Origin of the sequence: Pseudomonas fluorescens HK44, assembly GCF_000217955.3 — a bacterium.
Taxonomy (GTDB): Bacteria; Pseudomonadota; Gammaproteobacteria; order Pseudomonadales; family Pseudomonadaceae; genus Aquipseudomonas; species Aquipseudomonas fluorescens_AQ.
In genome coordinates, this window is record NZ_AFOY02000015.1 from 897,637 (window position 1) to 914,760 (window position 17,124).

Genomic DNA, 17,124 nt, shown 5'->3' on the forward strand with positions numbered 1-17,124 from the left:
CAAGACCCCTCGCCACCGGTGTCTCCACATGCAAAAAAAGGCCCCGCCGTTGCCGGCGGGGCCTTGTGTACGACGGTCAAGTCTTAGGGGTTAGCGTCCCAGTGCCCGAGCCGCATCTGCGGTGTACATGTCTGCGGTGAATTTGCCTTCGTTGAGGATGGGGCCTTTCTTCGATTCGTTGGTCATGCCGTAGCCGGTGTACTGCCCGGAGTTCAGGTCCATGAAAAACTGCGAACCGGCTTGCCAGGCACTCATGTCCGGGTGGTAGTAGTAGTTGATCATGGCGTGTTTCCACAGCTGCCCACGGGCATCGTAGTTGTCAGCCAGGACCGAATGCCAGGTGTCCTCGTCGAGAAACAGCACACGCTTGCCATAGAGATGACGATAGCCTTCTTTCAGGTCGGCCTCGAGCACCCAGACTCGACGCAGTTCATAGCGCATGAACTCCGGGTTGGGGTGGTTGGGGGTCAGCATCTGCGCGTAGGTGACACTCGCCGAGTTCGCCTTGTAGGCATTCGCCGGGATGTAGATCTCACGCTTGCCAAGCAGTTTCCAGGTATAGCGCTCGGGCGAGCCGTTGAACAAACGGTCCTCGTCGACGGTCATGGTACCGTTGGTGCCGATCATCGGTTGGTCGTAACCATAGCCCGGTAACTGGCGCACGCGACGGGTCGAAGGACTGTAGCTCCACGCCTGACGCGGATGGGTAAGGAAGTTGTAAGGTTCCTGGGAGATACTGATCACACCATTATCGCGCGCCGGCTTCAGGGTGGTGTTCCAACCCATGGCCTGCAGCCCGTCTTCGGTCTTCGGCTCCACGGTTGGCGAGTTCGCCTGCGACATGCCACGCGCTTGGGCGCGCCCCCAACCAATACTGCCGTTAGGCAAGATCGAGGCGAGATCGCTGATCTTTTCCTCGGTGTAGGCACGGGCCGGCAACTGATGGTTCCACAGCACTTCCATACCCGTTTTCGGGATCGGGAACGGAACCTGACCGAGCCCCTGGATACCCATCCCGTCATCCACCAGCTTGGCGCTCAGGGCATTTTTCATCACCCGTGCACAGACATAGTCCGGATAGCGGTAATCACGGTGGCCCGGATAGATGTTCATCTTATAGGTAGTCGGGTAACGCTTGAACAAGGCCTTCTGGCCGTCAGTAAGATGGGCCTCGTACTGGCTCATGTTTTGTGCGGTGATCACCACCACTGGCTTTTCGGCGGCATAAGGGTCGACCGGTTGATCCCCGGAAAACTTCACATGGTTCCAGCCTGGCACCTCACCCAGGTATTTGCCGGTGTACGGCGGAATAGTGCCTTCGGCATTACCGGCTTTCTCGGCACCGACGCAGGTCAATTCCTTGCCCAGCTTTGCGGCTTCGTCAGGACTCACTTGGGCGTATGCACTGGCGAGCATCCCGGCATTGACTGCCACGGCGGCTACGAGCATCACGCTTGTTTTTGTTATTTTCATGTATTGCCTCCTTCGCGGGTAAGGCTTTCTGGGTGTGAGTTCATTCTTCGCTTTCTGTGGTCGAGGACATCGTCCGGAAAGACTAATAAGTGACCAATAATTCCTTCAGCGTGGCCTTGAGCAACTTGCCCGAAGCGTTGCGGGGCAAGGGGTGACGCTGACTGTGGACCTGCGCCGGAACTTTGAACGCGGCCAGACGAGTGGCGATAAAATCTTGAACCGCAGCGCTCGAAGGCGCCGGCTCACTGTCACTGCGAATCACCAGGACCACGACCTCACCGAGCACTTCGTCAGCCATGGCAAAAGCCGCCGCTTCGATGACGCCGGGCATTTCACAGGCACAGGACTCGACCTCGGCCGCTGAAATTTTCTCGCCACCACGGTTGATCAGGTCCTTGGCCCGATCGGTGATGTAAAGAAAGCCTTCTTCATCGAGCAGACCGATATCACCGGTGTCGAGCCAGCCATCCTGAAGCGTTTGCGCGGTGGCTTGCGGCTGGTTCCAGTACGCGCTCATCAGGGTCGGCGAACGCAGCCAGATCAACCCACTGACACCAATCGGCAAAGGCTGATGAGGACTGTCGCCAATGCGCACCTCGACAATCGGTAGCGGCCAGCCGACCGCCGTGGGCTTGTAGACGAACTGGTCGCCGCCGATGGCCGCGCCAATGCCATTGCTTTCGGTCAAACCATAACCACTGCCGCCGATGGCTTCGGGTTTGCGCTGGGTCAGGTGGGCCAGCAGGCTGCTCGAAGGTGCTGCGCCACCCAGGCCCAGACCAAACAGGCTGGCGGTCTCTTCGGTGCCAAAACGCGGCGATCCAAGCAATTGCTGCATCATCACTGGCGCGCCATTGAACTGGGTGCAACGCTCGGCGCGAATCAGTTCGAAGGCCTTGTTGACATCCCATTTGTACATCAGCAGCAGCCGCCGGCCATGGCGCAACGCCGACAGGAACTGCGCGTGCAAACCGCTGACATGGAACAACGGCACCGCCATCAGGTTGGTCGGTGGATAGCCACTGTTGATCACCACATTGATGCGTTCCGGCGAACTCACTGCGCAGAATGCCCCCTGAAACTCCAGCGCCGTCAGCGCCTGACAGACCGCGCGATGGCTCGACAGCACGCCCTTTGCCCGGCTGGTAGTGCCTGAGGTGTAGAGAATCAGCGCCGGATCATCGGCATCGATCTGTACCTCTGGCGCGCTCAGTGCAGGCGCCGCCAGCAGGGTTTCGTAACGCTGACAATGCGCTCCGACCGGCCACTCTTCAGCCAGCCCGACCACGATGGTCGCCAGCCCTTGTTCAGCCAGGTCCTGCGAAAGCAATTGCAGGCGCGGCTCATCACACAACAGCAGACTGGCGCCGCTGTCCTCCAACCCATGGAACAGCTCCTCACGCAGCCCCCAGCTATTGAGCGGGACGCACACCGCCGCGCAGCGCTGGACGGCCACAAACGCCACCAGCCAGGCAGGCTGGTTGCGCATGGCAATGGCCACCCGTGCGCCTGGACGCAGATCAAAGCGGTGCACCAGTTGCCCGGCGAGCCGATCGACCTGTTCGAAGAAGTCATCAAAGGTCAGGCGTTGCTGCTCCCAGATCAGAAACTCACGCCCGCCATGTACCCGGCCCGCATCGATTGCCGCCAACAGATTCTTTGCGGCATGACGAAAATACTTCGGGCCACCGTCGACCGGTGTCACTACCTCAAAAGGCGAGCCTGCGCTGATCAACTGTTGCCAGTCGCGCTGCCACTGTTCAACCATCATCTTATTATTCTCCGAAACAGCGAGCTTCCCCGTGCCCCATGCACTAGGCACTAGCCACGGGTCTCGTCGAGGGCCCAATAGCGTTCGCAGTGGTAATCACTGTCGCCAAGACAGGCTTGAGCCACGCGAATCCGCTTGAGGAACAACCCCACATCCAACTCATCGGTCACGCCGATTCCGCCGTGCATTTGCACAGCCTCATTGCTGACCCTGGCCGCGGCTTCACCCGCCTTCCACTTGGCCAGGCTGACCAGACGGCCACGCTCGGCGTCGTTCAGGCCTTCATCGTCGAGGGCTGCCAAGCCGGCCATGACGGCGCTACGGGCCAGTGCCAAGTCGACGTAAAGCCCGGCCGCGCGGTGTTGCAGTGACTGAAACGAGCCGATTGGGGCATCGAATTGCACGCGGGTTTTCAGATAGTCGAGGGTGGTTTCAAAGAGCATCTGTGCCGCCCCGAGCAACTCGGCTGCCAGGCAGGTGCAACCGCGATCGAGTGCTTTGGCGAGCACTGGCCAGGCTTCACCGGCCTCTCCCAGCATGTCCTGCGGACCTACCTGGACCTGGTCCAGGCACAACCGCGCATGATTGCGCGAGTCAATCAACGGCAATGCGCTGACACTCAATCCTGGCGCATCTGCCTCTAACACAAACAGGCTGATGCCCTGCGCTTCCCCCGGTTGGCCGCTGGTGCGGGCGGCGACCACATAGGTGTCGGCAGCGACGCCGTCGATCACGAAATACTTGTTACCAGTGAGCCTGAAACCGTCACCGTCCGCTTCGGCCTTGAGTGCCGTCTGCAAAGGCGCGTGACGTGGGTGTTCGTCCAATGCCAGGGCCATGCGCCGCTCCCCACTGATCAGCGTGCTCAACCAGCGATCCTGATGCGCAGGCGTACCGGCCAGATGCAATAGCGAGCCGCTGAGCACCACACTGGACAGCAGGGGTGAGGCCGACAGGTTGCGACCCATGGCTTCGAACACCGGGCCCAGGCCCATGCAACCGAAATCCAGACCGCCGAGGCTCTCCGGAAACGGAATCGCGCTCCAGCCCAAGGCCACGGCGTCCTGCCACAATTGCTGATCGAAGCCCTCAGGACAGGCTTCATCGCGCAGACGACGCTGCTGCGCTACCGGGCTACGCGCGGCCAGGAAGTCCTGAGCGCTGTCGGCCAATAGACGCTGTTCTTCGCTATACAGCAGATTCATGGTCAGATTCCTCACTTCGCGTCCGGCAGGCCGAGGACCCGCTTGGCGATAACATTGAGCTGGACCTCCGACGAACCGCCGGAAATCGTCAGGGCAAAGCTGTTCAACCAGGCGCGGGTGATCGCCTGCTCCGGCGCGCTGAAGACCTCGTCATCCCAGCCCAGTGCGCGATAGCCGAGGGCATCGAGCAGGACTTCGAACTTGTCGCGCTCCTGTTCGGTGTGCACCAGCTTCATGATCGACATCAACCCACTGATGTCCTGGCCCGACCGCGCCTCCTCACCCATGCGTTGCACGGTCAGGTTGTAGGTGTGTTCATCCATAGCGCAGGCCACGGCACGGGCATACAGGGCATGCTCGGCAGGCGTGGTCGGTTCAGGCAGGTATTGGCGGATCAGGGGTAGCAGATGGAAGTGCGTCGGCAAGCTGAATTCGCCGAATTTCGACATCGCGCTGCGTTCGTGTTGCAACAGTCGTTTGGCCAGGTTCCAGCCGCCGTTGAGCGGGCCGATCAGCTGGCTCTTGGGCACCTTGACCCCGTCGAAAAATACCTGGCAGAACACCGATTTGCCGCTGATCAGATCGATCGGTGCAACGCTCACACCGGGGCTGCGCATGTCCAGCACGATCAGGCTGATGCCCAGATGCTTTGACGCCGAAAGATCGGTACGGACCAAGGCGTACATCCAGTCCGACTTGTCACCATAGGAGGTCCAGATTTTGGTGCCATCAACCACGAAGTGATCACCGGCATCACGGGCCGACATCTTCAGGCTGGCCAGGTCAGAGCCGGCGTTAGGCTCGGAGAAACCCTGGCACCAACGGATTGCGCCGCGGGTCATGGGTGGCAGCAAGGCACGCTTCTGCTCCTCGCTGGCAAACTCCAGCAAGACTGGCCCGAGCATCCAGATGCCCAGGTTGATCTGCGGTGGTCGGCACTTGAGCCGGCGCAGTTCACTTTCCAGCACCGCGTTGTATTCCGGGCTCAACCCGCCGCCGCCGTATTCGACCGGCCATTGCGGGCAGAACCAACCCTTATCGCGCATGCGCTCAAACCACAGCTGTGCATCGGCACTCGGGAAATCGACCGTGCTGCCGCCCCAGACCAACTCACCTTCCGGGGTCGCCGTGCGTAGCGATTCTGGGCAATTGGCTTCTAGCCAGGTTCTTGTTTGCTGCCTGAATTGATCGATATCGCTCATTTCTTCACCCTCTGCTCTGCCCCAGACAGCGCCGGAGCGACAGGAACCTGATTTATTGTTATGGCCGTACAGCGAACAGTGCTGTCAGCGTTGGGTTCGTGGCATGCCCAGGCCGAACTGGGCGATCAGCTCGCGCTGGATTTCGTTGGTGCCGCCACCGAACGTCAAGGTCACCGAGGCGCGTACCTCATACTCCAGCTCGCCCTGCAGCAATGCCGCTGCCGAATCGCCACGCACCAGGCCGTTGGCCCCGACAATGTTGCAAAGCTTGCGCAGAATCTCGATCGCCGATTCCGAGCCGTAGACCTTGGTGGTCGAGGCCAGGGCAATGTCCATGCGCTCGTGTTCCAGGTCGGCGGCGATGCGCAGGTTGATCAGGCGCATGGCCTCCAGCCGTGCATAGCACTCGGCCAGGCTGGCGCGGACCCAGGCCTTGTCGGTGGCCTTGCGGCCGTTTTCATCGGCGCTGCGAGCCCACAGATAAACCCGGCGAAACAGTCCGACGACCTTGTCCGACCAGGCACCCAACCCCAACCGTTCGTGATTGAGCTGGGAGGTAATAAGCTTCCAGCCGCCGTGCAACTCACCCACCAGCATGTCGCGCGGCACCCGCACGTTGTCGTAGTAGGTGGCGGCAGTCGGGTTGCTGGTGGTCGGGATGACCGTGCTGGAGAAGCCCGGTTCCTGAGTGTCCAGAATCAGGATCGACACACCTTTATGCCGTGGCCGCTCAGGGTCGGTGCGCGCCGCCAGCCAGATGTAATCGGCAGACTCGGCACCGGAGGTCCAGAGCTTGTTGCCGTTGACCACGAAGTGCTCACCGTCCAGTCGTGCGGTGGTTTTCAGCACGGCCAGATCGCTACCGGCATCCGGCTCGGAGTAACCGATGGCGAAGATAATTTCACCCGCCGCAATGCCGGGCAGGAATCGAGCCTTTTGCAGCTCGCAGCCATGGGCCATCAAGGCCGGACCGACCGTACTGATGGTCACGAACGGCAGCGGCGCGCCGGCAATGTTGGCTTCTTCGAAAAAAATCAGCTGTTCGGTGGCCGCATAACCCTGGCCACCATGTGCCTTGGGCCAACCGACGGCCAGCCAGCCGTCACGGCCCATCTTGCGGACCGTTTCGCGATACAGCTCGCCGCCTTCCTTGCCGCGCAATTGCAGGCGCAGCTCAGGTGTCATCAAGTCCTGGAAATAATCCCGTACCTTATGGCGCAGGGCGCGCTGTTCGGGGGTGAGATCGACAAACATGAGCCGCTCCTTATGCCGAACCGAGAATCAGGCCACTGGTCGGCACGCCGGTCCCGGCGGTCACCAGCACGTTTTCCACGTCATCCACCTGGTTCACCGCAGTGCCGCGCACCTGACGCACCGCTTCAGCAACGCCGTTCATGCCATGGATGTATGCCTCGCCGAGTTGACCGCCATGGGGGTTAATCGGCAATTTGCCGCCACGGGCATGGTGGCCGGCGCGGATGAACTCCTTGGCCTCGCCGCGTTTGGCGAAACCGAACTCTTCCAACTGCGGCAGCACAAACGGGGTGAAGTGGTCGTAGATCACGGCGGTCTGGAACGCCTCGGGACCAAGCCCGGACTGGCGGTACAGCTCTTTGGCGACCACACCCATTTCCGGCAGCCCGGTGATGTCATCGCGATAGAACGAGGTCATGATCTGCTGGCCACCGGTGATGCCTTGGGAACCGGCCTTGATGACCACGGGCTTCTGCCGCAGGTCCTTGGCCCGTTCGGCCGAGGTGATGATCATCGCCACTGCGCCGTCAGACTCCTGGCAGCAGTCGAGCAAGTGCAGCGGCTCACAGATCCAGCGCGAGGCCTGATGCTCTTCGAGAGTGATCGGTTTGCCGTAGAAGAATGCCGCCGGGTTGGTCGCGGCAAAGTCACGCACCGCCACCGCCACCCGACCGAAGTCTTCCGAGGTCGCGCCATAGGTATGCATGTAGCGCTGAGCGAACATCCCGACCCAGGCTGCCGGGGTGTGCAGGCCGTGGGGCATGTACCAGCCGTAGTTGACGTTCTCGAAGATTGGCGTCGAGGCGAAACCGTAACTGCCACTGCCGAATCGATACCAGGAACGCTCGTTCATCGCCCGGTAGACCACTACCACTTTCGCCACGCCGGTGGCTACCGCCATGGCCGCATGCATCACCGGCGCGCAGGCCGCGCCCCCGCCGTGGGGCACTTGGGAGAAGAACTTCACGTCCTTGCAGCCGAGCAGACGGGCGATCTCATACTCCGGCACTTTGTCGACCGAGTACGAGCTGAAACCCTCGACCTCGGACGGATCGATGCCAGCGTCCTTGAGCGCCGCCAGGGTGGCCTCAAGGGCGAGACGCAGCTCGGTGCGCCCGGAGTTCTTGGAAAATTCGGTCGCGCCCAAACCGACAATCGCGGCGCGTCCGGAAATCGACGAATTCGTCATGTGTTTTTTCTCCCCCGCTATCAGGGCAAAACCAACGCGACCGTACCGGTCACGTGGTTGCCCATCGAATTTTTCCCACTGAAGGTTATTTCCACCGTGCGAGTGGCGGCATCCAGATGGCTGACCGCGCCGCTGAAGGTCATGGTGTCGCCCGGATAATTGGGCGCGCCGAGCTTGATCTTCAGCGAGGCAAAGCGCGCTTCAGGTCCAACCCAGCCTTCGACGAATCGCTGTACCAGGCCGTTGGTGGTGAGGATGTTCATGAAGATGTGCGGCGAGCCGAGTTCGCGGGCAGCCTCGAGGTCGTGGTGGCCGGGGAAGTAATCACGCGTGGCGATTGCGCCGCCGGTGATCAGGCCGACCGTGATTGGAATCGCCAGCTGCGGCAATACTTCGCCGGGGCGCACGTCTTCAAAGCGCTTGGTGTTCTTCGAGGTCATATTTCCATCCCAGCTTGTCGTTATCGCTCAGCCAATCGCCGAGGCGTTCCAGGCTTGCCGCCGAGCCCCCGAGGGCACTGCCCAGGGCGCGGCTCCAGTAAAGAAAACGGTGCATCGGGTACGTTAGATCGACGCCAATGCCACCGTGTACATGCTGTGCGTTGTGACCGATCAAGTGCCCGGCCTCACAGGCCAGCCAAGCGGTGGCCAGCGCTTCGGACGGTGCCGGCAATCCGGCATCCAGGCGGTAGCACAATTGCCACAACGCACTGCGCAAGGCTTCCAGCGCGACATGCGCATTGGCCATGCTCATCTGCACGGCCTGGAAACTGCCGATGCTGCGTTCGAATTGTTTGCGCTCGGTGACGTATTCGACCGTGCGACGGATCTGCTCGGCGCTGACACCCAGTTGCAACGATGCCAGTGCTGCCGTGGCCCGAGGCTCCAGCCAGCTCAGCGCCGCAGCAGGCAGCATCTGCTCGGCCTCGATAGCAACCTCTGCGAAATGCAGGTCAGCAATCGCTTCGCCGTGGGTCATCACGCCAGGAACGTGAGAGATGCCCGCCGCCGTCAGCTCAACCAACAACAGCCGTGACTCGCCTTCCGCCACCACCGGCAGCAAGGCCGCCTGGGATTGCTCGGCCAGAGACACGGCGGCAACCCGCCCGCTCAGAGTCCAGCCGTTGCCCGTGCGCCGGGCTTTCAATTGAATGCCGTGGGCGCTGCTCAGGGCCTCGATGGCAAGGGTCAGCAGTGTCTGGGCTTTCGCGGCGTTACTTGCCCAAGGCATAAGGGCTTCGTCGACGAACTGCGCCAGCGTCGCGGCCGCCAGTTGGTGACGCCACAGCGGGACCTGTCCCAGGGCGCGCCCTTGAGCCTCAAGCACCAGCATCAGCTCGGTCATGCCCAGACCGCTGCCGTCCTGCGCTTCAGGAATCGCCAGCGCATGCAGGCCGGTTTCCACGCACAGACTCCACAGCGACTGCATGAACGGTTCACCGTTCATGTCGTCATAGCGCAGGCGTTCATCGGTGCAATAGTCGGTAAACACGCTGCCGGCCATCTGTGCGATAGCCCGCTGATCTTCGGTGAGTTCGAAATCCATGGTGTCCCCCTACTCGGCCACTGGCCGGAACAGCGGCAGGGTCAGCTCGTCGTCGAAGGTCTGGAACTCGACCTGCAGACGCTGGCCGATGCTCAGCTCTTCGCGCTTGACGCCCACCAGACCTGCAACCAGACGCACGCCCTCCTCCAACTCGATCAAACCGATCGGATTCGGATGGTCGAATGGCGCCACTTCGGGGTAATGCATGATGACGAAGGAGTACAGACTGGCGCGACCACTGGCCTCGACTGTGTCCCAATCAAAGGAATGGCACTCGATGCACACCGGCGCCGGTGGATGACGCAAGGTGGCGCAGGCGGTGCAACGCTGAATGAGCAATTTGCCCGCATCGCAGCCTTCCCAGAAGAAACGCGAGTCATCGCTGGTACCGGGCTTGGGCCGTTTGGCCTTGGTCACCTCTGCCACCTTAGGTTTGGCCTCAGGCTTCTGGACGTTTGCCGGGCGGAATTTGAAGACCCGGAACAACAGTTCGCCGACCGCTTCATCGGCACAAGCCGAAAGACCGCCATTGGCTTGTTCGACGAAGTAACTCATCACCAGCGTGACGAAGAAGCCGGTACCGAGTCCGGTGGTTTTTTCATCCCCGACCGAGTCCAGCCGCGTGGTGTAGTAGAGGCGCTCACCGGGGCGCAGGTTGCGGTTGAAGCTGAACTCCGAATTCACTGCGACCACCGAAGGGTAGCCATGAGCCTCGATCAGCTTGAGTACCTCATAGGGGTTTTCGCTGGTCGAGCCCGGTGCATAATTGTTCAGATGGAAGCCTTCCATGCACCAGACTTGGAGCATCGCCGGCGGCGCAACCCGCCCGTCATGCACACTGTTGGTGGCGAAGGCAGCATCGGTATAGGCCGGATTGTCCACGCCCATGATTTCGCACCACTGGCGGATCATCGGCGCATTGACTTCGTCCCAGGCATAGACGCGACCGTATTCACGCCCCACTAGGGCGCGCACTTTGGATAGCAATTCTGGATCAGCCAAGTTCGTCTCCTGCATGTTGAGAGCGGCGACCGAATTCAGGCGCCACCGAGTTCGATCAGTTGGGCGCAGCCTGGGCCGCACCGAGAAAAGCCGGGCGCTCACCCCCACCGTGCAACAGCAAATTGCAGCCGCTGGCGTATCCGGCCAACGGCGAGGCGATGAACAGACAGGCGTTGCCGATGTCTTCCGGCTGGGCCATGCGCCCGGCCGGAATGCCAGCACTGACAGCGGCAATGCCGCTCTCGGCGCCGTAATGCAAATGGGATTGTTCGGTCTGAACCAGACCGGGGCTGACCGCCACCACGCGAACCTTCGGCGCCCATTCCACGGCCAGCGATTGCACCAATGCCAGCACCCCGGCCTTGGCCGCGCCATAGGCGGCGGTCCCGGGAGAAGCCCGCAACGCACTGATGCTGCCGATAAACACGATGCAGCCACCGTCCGGCTGTTCCTGCATGAGCAGGTTGGCCTGTTGAGCGACGTTCAAGGGGGCAATCAGATTGAGCCGGATGATGCCTTCGTGGAAACGCGGCGAAGCGCTGGCAGCGTCCGTCGCCGGGCTGCCGCCAGCGTTGTTGATCAGTACATCGAGCCGTCCGTACTTGGCACGGACCGTATCGAACAGAGCCTTGAGCGAGTCCTGGTCGCGCACATCGGCAGCCATGAATGCAGCGTGCGCTTCACCTACCGACGGCAGGGTTTCAGGCGTGCTGCGGCCACACACGATGACTCGGGCATTGGCCGCCAGAAAACTACGGGCGATGCCGGCGCCGATACCTTTGGTACCGCCGGTGACAAGCACCACCTTACCACTGTAATCGAGCTGCGAATGTTGGCCCATGAGAGGCTCCTGAGTGTGCTGATTGATCACACTCTAGGGACAAACCCAAACCCGCTCTTCGTCTGAACGGACGATGAAGCGCAAGGGGCACACAGCAACAATCAAGGCGCACACCCTTTGTCAGGTGCTGGCCAAAAGAGAACACTTATGCCTGATCTATCTGCCTCATCGGTACTACTCGAATTCCCGGCGCCGGGCGTCGCCTTGCTACGACTCAACCGACCCCAGGCAACCAATGCCCTGAGCCTGGAGCTGCAGGCGCTGCTGTCCCATCATTTCACCGAGTTGGGTGCCGCCCCCGATGTGCGTTGCATCCTGCTGACCGGAGGCGACAAGGTGTTTGCCGCTGGCGGCGACATCAACAGCATGGCCGGGGTCGGCCCGATCGACATCTATCAACGCCACACCGAGCGGGTCTGGGCGCCAATCCAGCACTGTCCGAAACCGGTGATCGCGGCGGTCTGTGGCTATGCCTATGGCGGCGGCTGCGAGCTGGCAATGCTTGCCGACATCATCATTGCCGGGCGCAGCGCGCGCTTCTGCCAGCCGGAGATTCGCATCGGCATCATGCCCGGCATCGGGGGAACCCAGCGTCTGATACGCGCCGTGGGCAAGGCCAAGGCGATGCGCATGGCCTTGACCGGCCAGCCAATCACTGCCGAAGAAGCGTGGATCTCGGGTCTGGTCAGTGAAGTGGTGGCCGACGAAGACGTGCAGGCCCATGCGCTGGAAATGGCCAAGCTGATTGCGGCCATGCCGCCGCTGGCGGCCGAACAGATTAAGGAAGTCATTCTCGCCGGCATGGACGCGCCACTCGAAACCGGCCTGGCTCTGGAACGCAAGGCCAACGCCCTGCTGTTCGCCTCCCGCGATCAAAAGGAAGGCATGCAAGCCTTTATCGAAAAGCGCCCGGCAAGGTTTGAAGGGAACTGATCGGCGGCTTGCCCGCCCCGCACTGGATCTGCTGATCACACAACGCAGATCCCCGTAGCAGCTGCTGCCAGGCTGCGATCGGCTGCGCAGCAGTCGTAAATTGCCATAACGCGATTCAGAGCAAAGATTGATTCGCCGTCGTTCACAGATTTGAGTCAGCCCACCCACGCCGCCCGCAGCTCATTCTTCGCCACTTTGTTCGACGCATTGACCGGCAGCGCCGTATAGAAACGCACCTTGCGCGGTACTTTGTAGTTGGCCATGCGCTCGCGAGCCCAGCCGATCAAGCCCGCCTCATCAAGGTTTTGGTCATGGCGAAGCACCACGCAAGCACACCCCACCTCGCCCATTCTCTCATCGGGAATGCCGATCACCGCCACTTGGGCAATCGCCGGGTGTTCGATCAACCCGGCTTCGATCTCTGCCGGGTAGCAGTTAAAACCACCGACGATGAACATGTCCTTGAGTCGATCGGTGATGCGCAGATTACCCTGGCCATCCAGATTGCCAACGTCGCCTGTGTGCAGCCAGCCTTGTGCGTCGATGGTTTCTGCAGTCGCTTGCGGGTCTTCAAAGTAGCCCTGCATGACATGGAAACCGCGCAGGCAGATTTCCCCTGATTCGCCCTGGGCCAAAGGTTGATTATCGGCGTCGCGAATACTCACTTCAGAGCCGCGAATCGCGCGGCCACTGGTGCCCGCGATAGTTTCTGCCGGATCCAGCGGATCACAGATCGTTGCCAGGCCACCACACTCGGTCAGGCCATAGGCTGTGGTGACCACGGTAAATCCGAGTTCACGCCGCATGCGTTCGATCAGAACCGGCGGGATAGTCGCGGCGCCCGTCACCGCAATGCGCAGGCTGGACAGGTCCGTCTCAGCCAGTCGCGGATGCGCGAGCATCGACAGATACAGCGTCGGCGGCCCGGGCAGTACCGTCACGCGCTCGGCGGCTATGCGCTGGAACACCGTTTCGGCATCGAACACCGGATGCGGCAGGATGGTCGCCCCCGCCAACAGACAGGTGAGCCAGCCGGCCTTGTAGCCGAAAGCGTGGAAGAACGGATTGATCACCAGGTAACGATCCCCGGCTTGCAAACCGATGACCTTTGCAAATTCGTTGAACGCCATCAGGTTCTGTCCGTGGGCACTCATCACGCCTTTGGGCTTGCCGGTGGTACCCGAGGTAAACAGCAAATCGCTGAGGTCATCGGGACCCACCGCAGCGGCCCGTTCGCGGGCCTGAAGCATACTGACTGACGCACCCTGAGCGAGAAACTCGTCCCAGCTGAAATCGTCGTCAGCCTGGGCCTGGCTGCTGCCAAACAGCACCCGGTGTTCAAGTTCGACCGGGCAATGTGGCTGGAGCAGCGACAGGTAGTCGACCCCGAGAAACTCGCCCTGCACGAACAGCACCCGCGCGCCGCTGCGCTTGAGAATATCCGCCGCTTCGGCGCCCTTCATCCGGGTATTGATCGGCACCATCACCGCACCGGCACAGTGGATGCCCAGAGCGGCAATAATCCAGTCCCGGCTATTCGGGGCCCAGATGGCTACGCGATCTCCGGCTTCGATACCCAAGGTCATCAGACTCCGGGTGACGCTCAGGGCCAGATGGGGCAGCGCTTTGTAATCGGTGCTGATCGCCCCTTCTTCGATGGCCGTGCGCCCGGCATGACGAATCGCCGCGGCGAATATCAATGCCGGAATGGAAGCCGGCAATGACCCGTTGGATAGGGAGGAACAAGGCGAAGCAGATAACCGGGTCGGGCTCATGGCAGACTCACAAATGGATCATTCGGGGAAGCGCACACGCAGGTGTTCGCTAGTGGCCAAGGCCTGGCAGGCAAGCGTCCAGCCTTCGTCGAGTTCTTGCTGGTCAAGGGCGTCGTTGCGCAGTAATTCCACAGAGCCCTGCTCAAGGGTGCACATACAGGTCGCACAGGAACCCACCAGACACGAACTAGGGGGGCGCAAACCCGCACGCTGCATGGCGCTGAGCAAGGTTTCACCGTCGGCGCAGGGCACTTCATGCTCCTCACCGTCCAGACGCACCGACAATTGGGCGATCGTCACGCTGATGTCGAGCGCTTGCGAAACGGCGACTGACCCTTCTTCAGGCAGCGAGACAAAGCGCTCTACATGAATACGCCCGGTATCCATTCCAAGCAGGTGCAGCGCACTGACCGCAGCGTCCATAAATGGGCCAGGCCCGCAGATAAAGGCATCAGCCTGAACAAAGGGTCGCGCCAATTCGGCCAGTTGCGCCACCGCTGGAATGCCCTGCACCGAATCCAGCCAATGGATCACTTGCAGGCGCTGGGGATAAGCGCTGGCCAGCGCCTTGAGCTCATTGCGAAAAATCACGGAAGCTTCATCACGATTGGCGTAGATCAGGAGGATCCGCCCCTTTCCTGCGAGCAACGCCGAACGCAGGATCGACAGCACCGGCGTGACACCGCTGCCGCCGCCGAACAGCACAAAATCACGGTCCAGTTGACGAGGTACGAAGACCCCGGCCGGCGGCAAGACCTCCACGCTGTCGCCTACCTGCAATTGCTGACACAACCAGTTCGAAGCACGACCCTCGCGGACCCGCTTGATGGTGACGCGCAGTGGTTCGTCTTCAAACGGGGTGCTGGACAGTGAATAACAGCGTGGTAACCAGCCACCCTCGAAGGGCACACGCAGGGTCAGGAACTGCCCCGGTTTGTAGCGAAACCGCTCGCCCCACTCAGCAGGTATGTCAAACACCAGTGAGCGGGTATCGTCGGTTTCTTCCACGACTTGCGCCACGCGCAAGGCAACGTAGTGCTGAAGGCTCATATTAAATACTCATGACGGAGCGCCCGGCGCGGCGGCCGGAAAATACCGGTGCAGGTGTTTTGCCTGGATACGTGCATGGCACCCCCTCAAGAATTGTCTACAAGGTGATTGGCGGCGATGTAACCGAAGGTCATCGCCGGCCCCAACGTGCCGCCGGCACCGGGGTAGCTGGTGCCCATGACCGAAGCCGAGCAATTACCGATGGCATACAAACCGGGAATCGGTTGCCCGTCTTCGCGGACCACCTGTGCATGCTCGTTGGTCAGCAACCCGCCTTTGGTGCCGATATCGCCAGCGTCCAGGCGCATGGCGTAATAAGGCCCTTTACTCAAAGGAGCCAGGCAAGGATTGGGCTTGATGTTGCTGTCACCGTAATAACGGTCGAAAACGTTGCCGCCCCGTGCGAAATCCAGGTCATCCCCGCTGCGGGCGTATGCGTTGACCTTCTGCACGGTGCTCTCCAGCCCCGCGGCGTCAATACCGATCCGGTCGGCCAGCTCGGCAAGGCTGTCAGCCTTCCAGTACAGGGCGTCGCGCCATTCCTTGCGCAGACGACTATCGGGCATCACTTGCGCCGGCATCAGAGGGCCCATGGCGTAGTGAAAGCGGAAATGGGCATCGAAAATCACCCAGGCCGGTATGGTCTTGCCGCCGTTGGCCTGGTTGTCGCGGTACATGGCATCGACAAACTCCAGGTACGGCGCCGCCTCATTGACGAAACGCCGTCCCAACCCATTGACCACGATGGCACCCGGAAACGCCCGTTCGGCAAACACACCTCGGGGTTTTTCCTCACCAGGTACGGCGATGGTCGGCGCCCACCAGGCCCAATCCATCAAGGCGGTTGCCGCGCCCAGGTTCATCCCGGCCTCCAGCGCCGCGCCGGTGTTGTTGCCCGGTGGCGTAGCACTCCAGGTAGTACGTGTCGGTTGCGGCAGGAATTTTTCGCGCAGTGCCTGATTCTGCTCGAAACCACCGGAGCCAAAGATCACGCCACAGCGAGCCTTCAGCTCAAGGTCGCGTCCTGCGCTGTGAACACGCACGCCAGTGACGCGACCCTCCTCGGTCAGCAATTCGCGAAAATCAGTGTTCAGCCACAGCGGTACATTGCGATCCATCAACGAACGGCGAAGCGATGCCACCAACGAACTACCGAGCGCCGCACGACGGTCGTACTTACTCTTGCGCCGCCATTTGAAGTCCAGTTTGTAACGCGCCATCAGGCCGAATATCAGTAGTTGCCAACCGAAACCACGGGCCATGGCTTTGTGCGCGTGGCGGGCAGTCCAGGCGATTCGTCCCATGAGCAAGGTGGAAGGCGATGGCTTGCGCAGATTCGCCAGTTCCTCACCAAGCTGGCTGGTGTCGAACAACTCCGGGTCCAGGGTCCGCCCACCGGGCAAGGCACCTGGCAGATGCGGGTAATAATCCGGATATTTCTCGGCCACCGCATAACGCACCCGGGTGGCCTTCGTCAGTTTTTGAATCATCGGTGCAGCGTTGCTCAAGTAGGCGCGCAACCGCTGCTCATCGCCCTGCTCGCCAGTGGCTGCCTTCAGGTACTGCAACGCCAGCTCGAAGCTGTCCCGGCCACCCTTGGCGGCAAAGTAGTGATTGTTCGGAATCCAGATACCACCACCGGAAATCGCTGAAGTACCGCCGTACTTGTCACTCTTCTCGATGATCAGCACTGACAGACCCTGATCGGCGGCGAAGATCGCCGAGGTCATTGCACCTGCGCCGGAGCCGACGACGATCACGTCGTAGCTGGATTGAGACTGAACTTGAGCCGTCATTATTGTTATGCCATTAGCTGAGGTCAGAAGATGCCCTGCGCCAGATTGCACCGACGCTCACCGCAGCGAGCGTCAGTGCCAGGGAGTC

The 17,124-nt window shown here is 61.2% G+C and carries 14 protein-coding genes; 1 reads left to right on the top strand and 13 read right to left on the bottom strand.

Annotation, left to right across the window (positions count from 1 at the left end):
• Positions 1–90: 90 nt before the first annotated feature.
• The 10 genes from HK44_RS16825 to HK44_RS16870 form a co-directional block, all read right to left on the bottom strand.
• Positions 91–1,473, bottom strand: coding sequence for a DUF1329 domain-containing protein (locus tag HK44_RS16825; protein WP_024265013.1), 1,383 nt, complete (start codon positions 1,471–1,473; stop codon positions 91–93).
• A gap of 82 nt (positions 1,474–1,555) precedes the next feature.
• Positions 1,556–3,244, bottom strand: a complete 1,689-nt coding sequence (locus HK44_RS16830) for a class I adenylate-forming enzyme family protein (RefSeq protein ID WP_019690329.1) — start codon at positions 3,242–3,244, stop codon at positions 1,556–1,558.
• Positions 3,245–3,294: 50 nt separating this feature from the next.
• Positions 3,295–4,449, bottom strand: a complete 1,155-nt coding sequence (locus HK44_RS16835) for an acyl-CoA dehydrogenase family protein (protein ID WP_019690328.1) — start codon at positions 4,447–4,449, stop codon at positions 3,295–3,297.
• 11 nt (positions 4,450–4,460) lie between these two features.
• Complete coding sequence (locus tag HK44_RS16840; RefSeq protein ID WP_019690327.1) at positions 4,461–5,651, bottom strand: acyl-CoA dehydrogenase family protein; 1,191 nt, start codon at positions 5,649–5,651, stop codon at positions 4,461–4,463.
• Between the two features lie 84 nt (positions 5,652–5,735).
• Positions 5,736–6,905: an acyl-CoA dehydrogenase family protein gene (locus HK44_RS16845; RefSeq protein ID WP_019690326.1), complete on the bottom strand. Its 1,170-nt coding sequence runs from the start codon at positions 6,903–6,905 to the stop codon at positions 5,736–5,738.
• A gap of 10 nt (positions 6,906–6,915) precedes the next feature.
• Positions 6,916–8,094, bottom strand: a complete 1,179-nt coding sequence (locus tag HK44_RS16850) for a lipid-transfer protein (RefSeq protein WP_019690325.1) — start codon at positions 8,092–8,094, stop codon at positions 6,916–6,918.
• Positions 8,095–8,114: 20 nt separating this feature from the next.
• Positions 8,115–8,534, bottom strand: a complete 420-nt coding sequence (locus HK44_RS16855) for a MaoC family dehydratase (RefSeq protein ID WP_019690324.1) — start codon at positions 8,532–8,534, stop codon at positions 8,115–8,117.
• Positions 8,506–9,639: an acyl-CoA dehydrogenase family protein gene (locus HK44_RS16860; protein WP_019690323.1), complete on the bottom strand. Its 1,134-nt coding sequence runs from the start codon at positions 9,637–9,639 to the stop codon at positions 8,506–8,508. Before HK44_RS16860 ends, HK44_RS16855 begins: the two co-directional genes overlap by 29 nt.
• Positions 9,640–9,648: 9 nt before the next feature.
• Positions 9,649–10,641, bottom strand: a complete 993-nt coding sequence (locus tag HK44_RS16865; RefSeq protein WP_019690322.1) for a bifunctional MaoC family dehydratase N-terminal/OB-fold nucleic acid binding domain-containing protein — start codon at positions 10,639–10,641, stop codon at positions 9,649–9,651.
• 55 nt (positions 10,642–10,696) lie between these two features.
• Complete coding sequence (locus tag HK44_RS16870) at positions 10,697–11,482, bottom strand: SDR family oxidoreductase (RefSeq protein ID WP_019690321.1); 786 nt, start codon at positions 11,480–11,482, stop codon at positions 10,697–10,699.
• A gap of 147 nt (positions 11,483–11,629) precedes the next feature.
• On the opposite strand from HK44_RS16870, the gene HK44_RS16875 reads away from it, so the two are divergent.
• Entirely contained in the window at positions 11,630–12,415 is a 786-nt protein-coding gene (locus HK44_RS16875) for an enoyl-CoA hydratase (RefSeq protein ID WP_019690320.1), read from the top strand.
• Between the two features lie 155 nt (positions 12,416–12,570).
• On the opposite strand, the gene HK44_RS16880 is transcribed toward HK44_RS16875, so the two are convergent.
• The 3 genes from HK44_RS16880 to HK44_RS16890 all read right to left on the bottom strand — a co-directional run bounded on the left by HK44_RS16880 (position 12,571) and on the right by HK44_RS16890 (position 17,036).
• On the bottom strand, positions 12,571–14,190 hold the full coding sequence (locus tag HK44_RS16880) for a FadD3 family acyl-CoA ligase (protein ID WP_033865472.1): 1,620 nt from the start codon (positions 14,188–14,190) through the stop codon (positions 12,571–12,573).
• Positions 14,191–14,208: 18 nt separating this feature from the next.
• On the bottom strand, positions 14,209–15,240 hold the full coding sequence (locus tag HK44_RS16885) for a ferredoxin--NADP reductase (protein WP_019690318.1): 1,032 nt from the start codon (positions 15,238–15,240) through the stop codon (positions 14,209–14,211).
• A gap of 86 nt (positions 15,241–15,326) precedes the next feature.
• Positions 15,327–17,036 carry an FAD-binding protein gene (locus HK44_RS16890; protein WP_019690317.1) on the bottom strand — a complete coding sequence of 570 codons (1,710 nt, stop codon included), beginning with the start codon at positions 17,034–17,036 and terminating at the stop codon, positions 15,327–15,329.
• Positions 17,037–17,124: the final 88 nt, after the last annotated feature.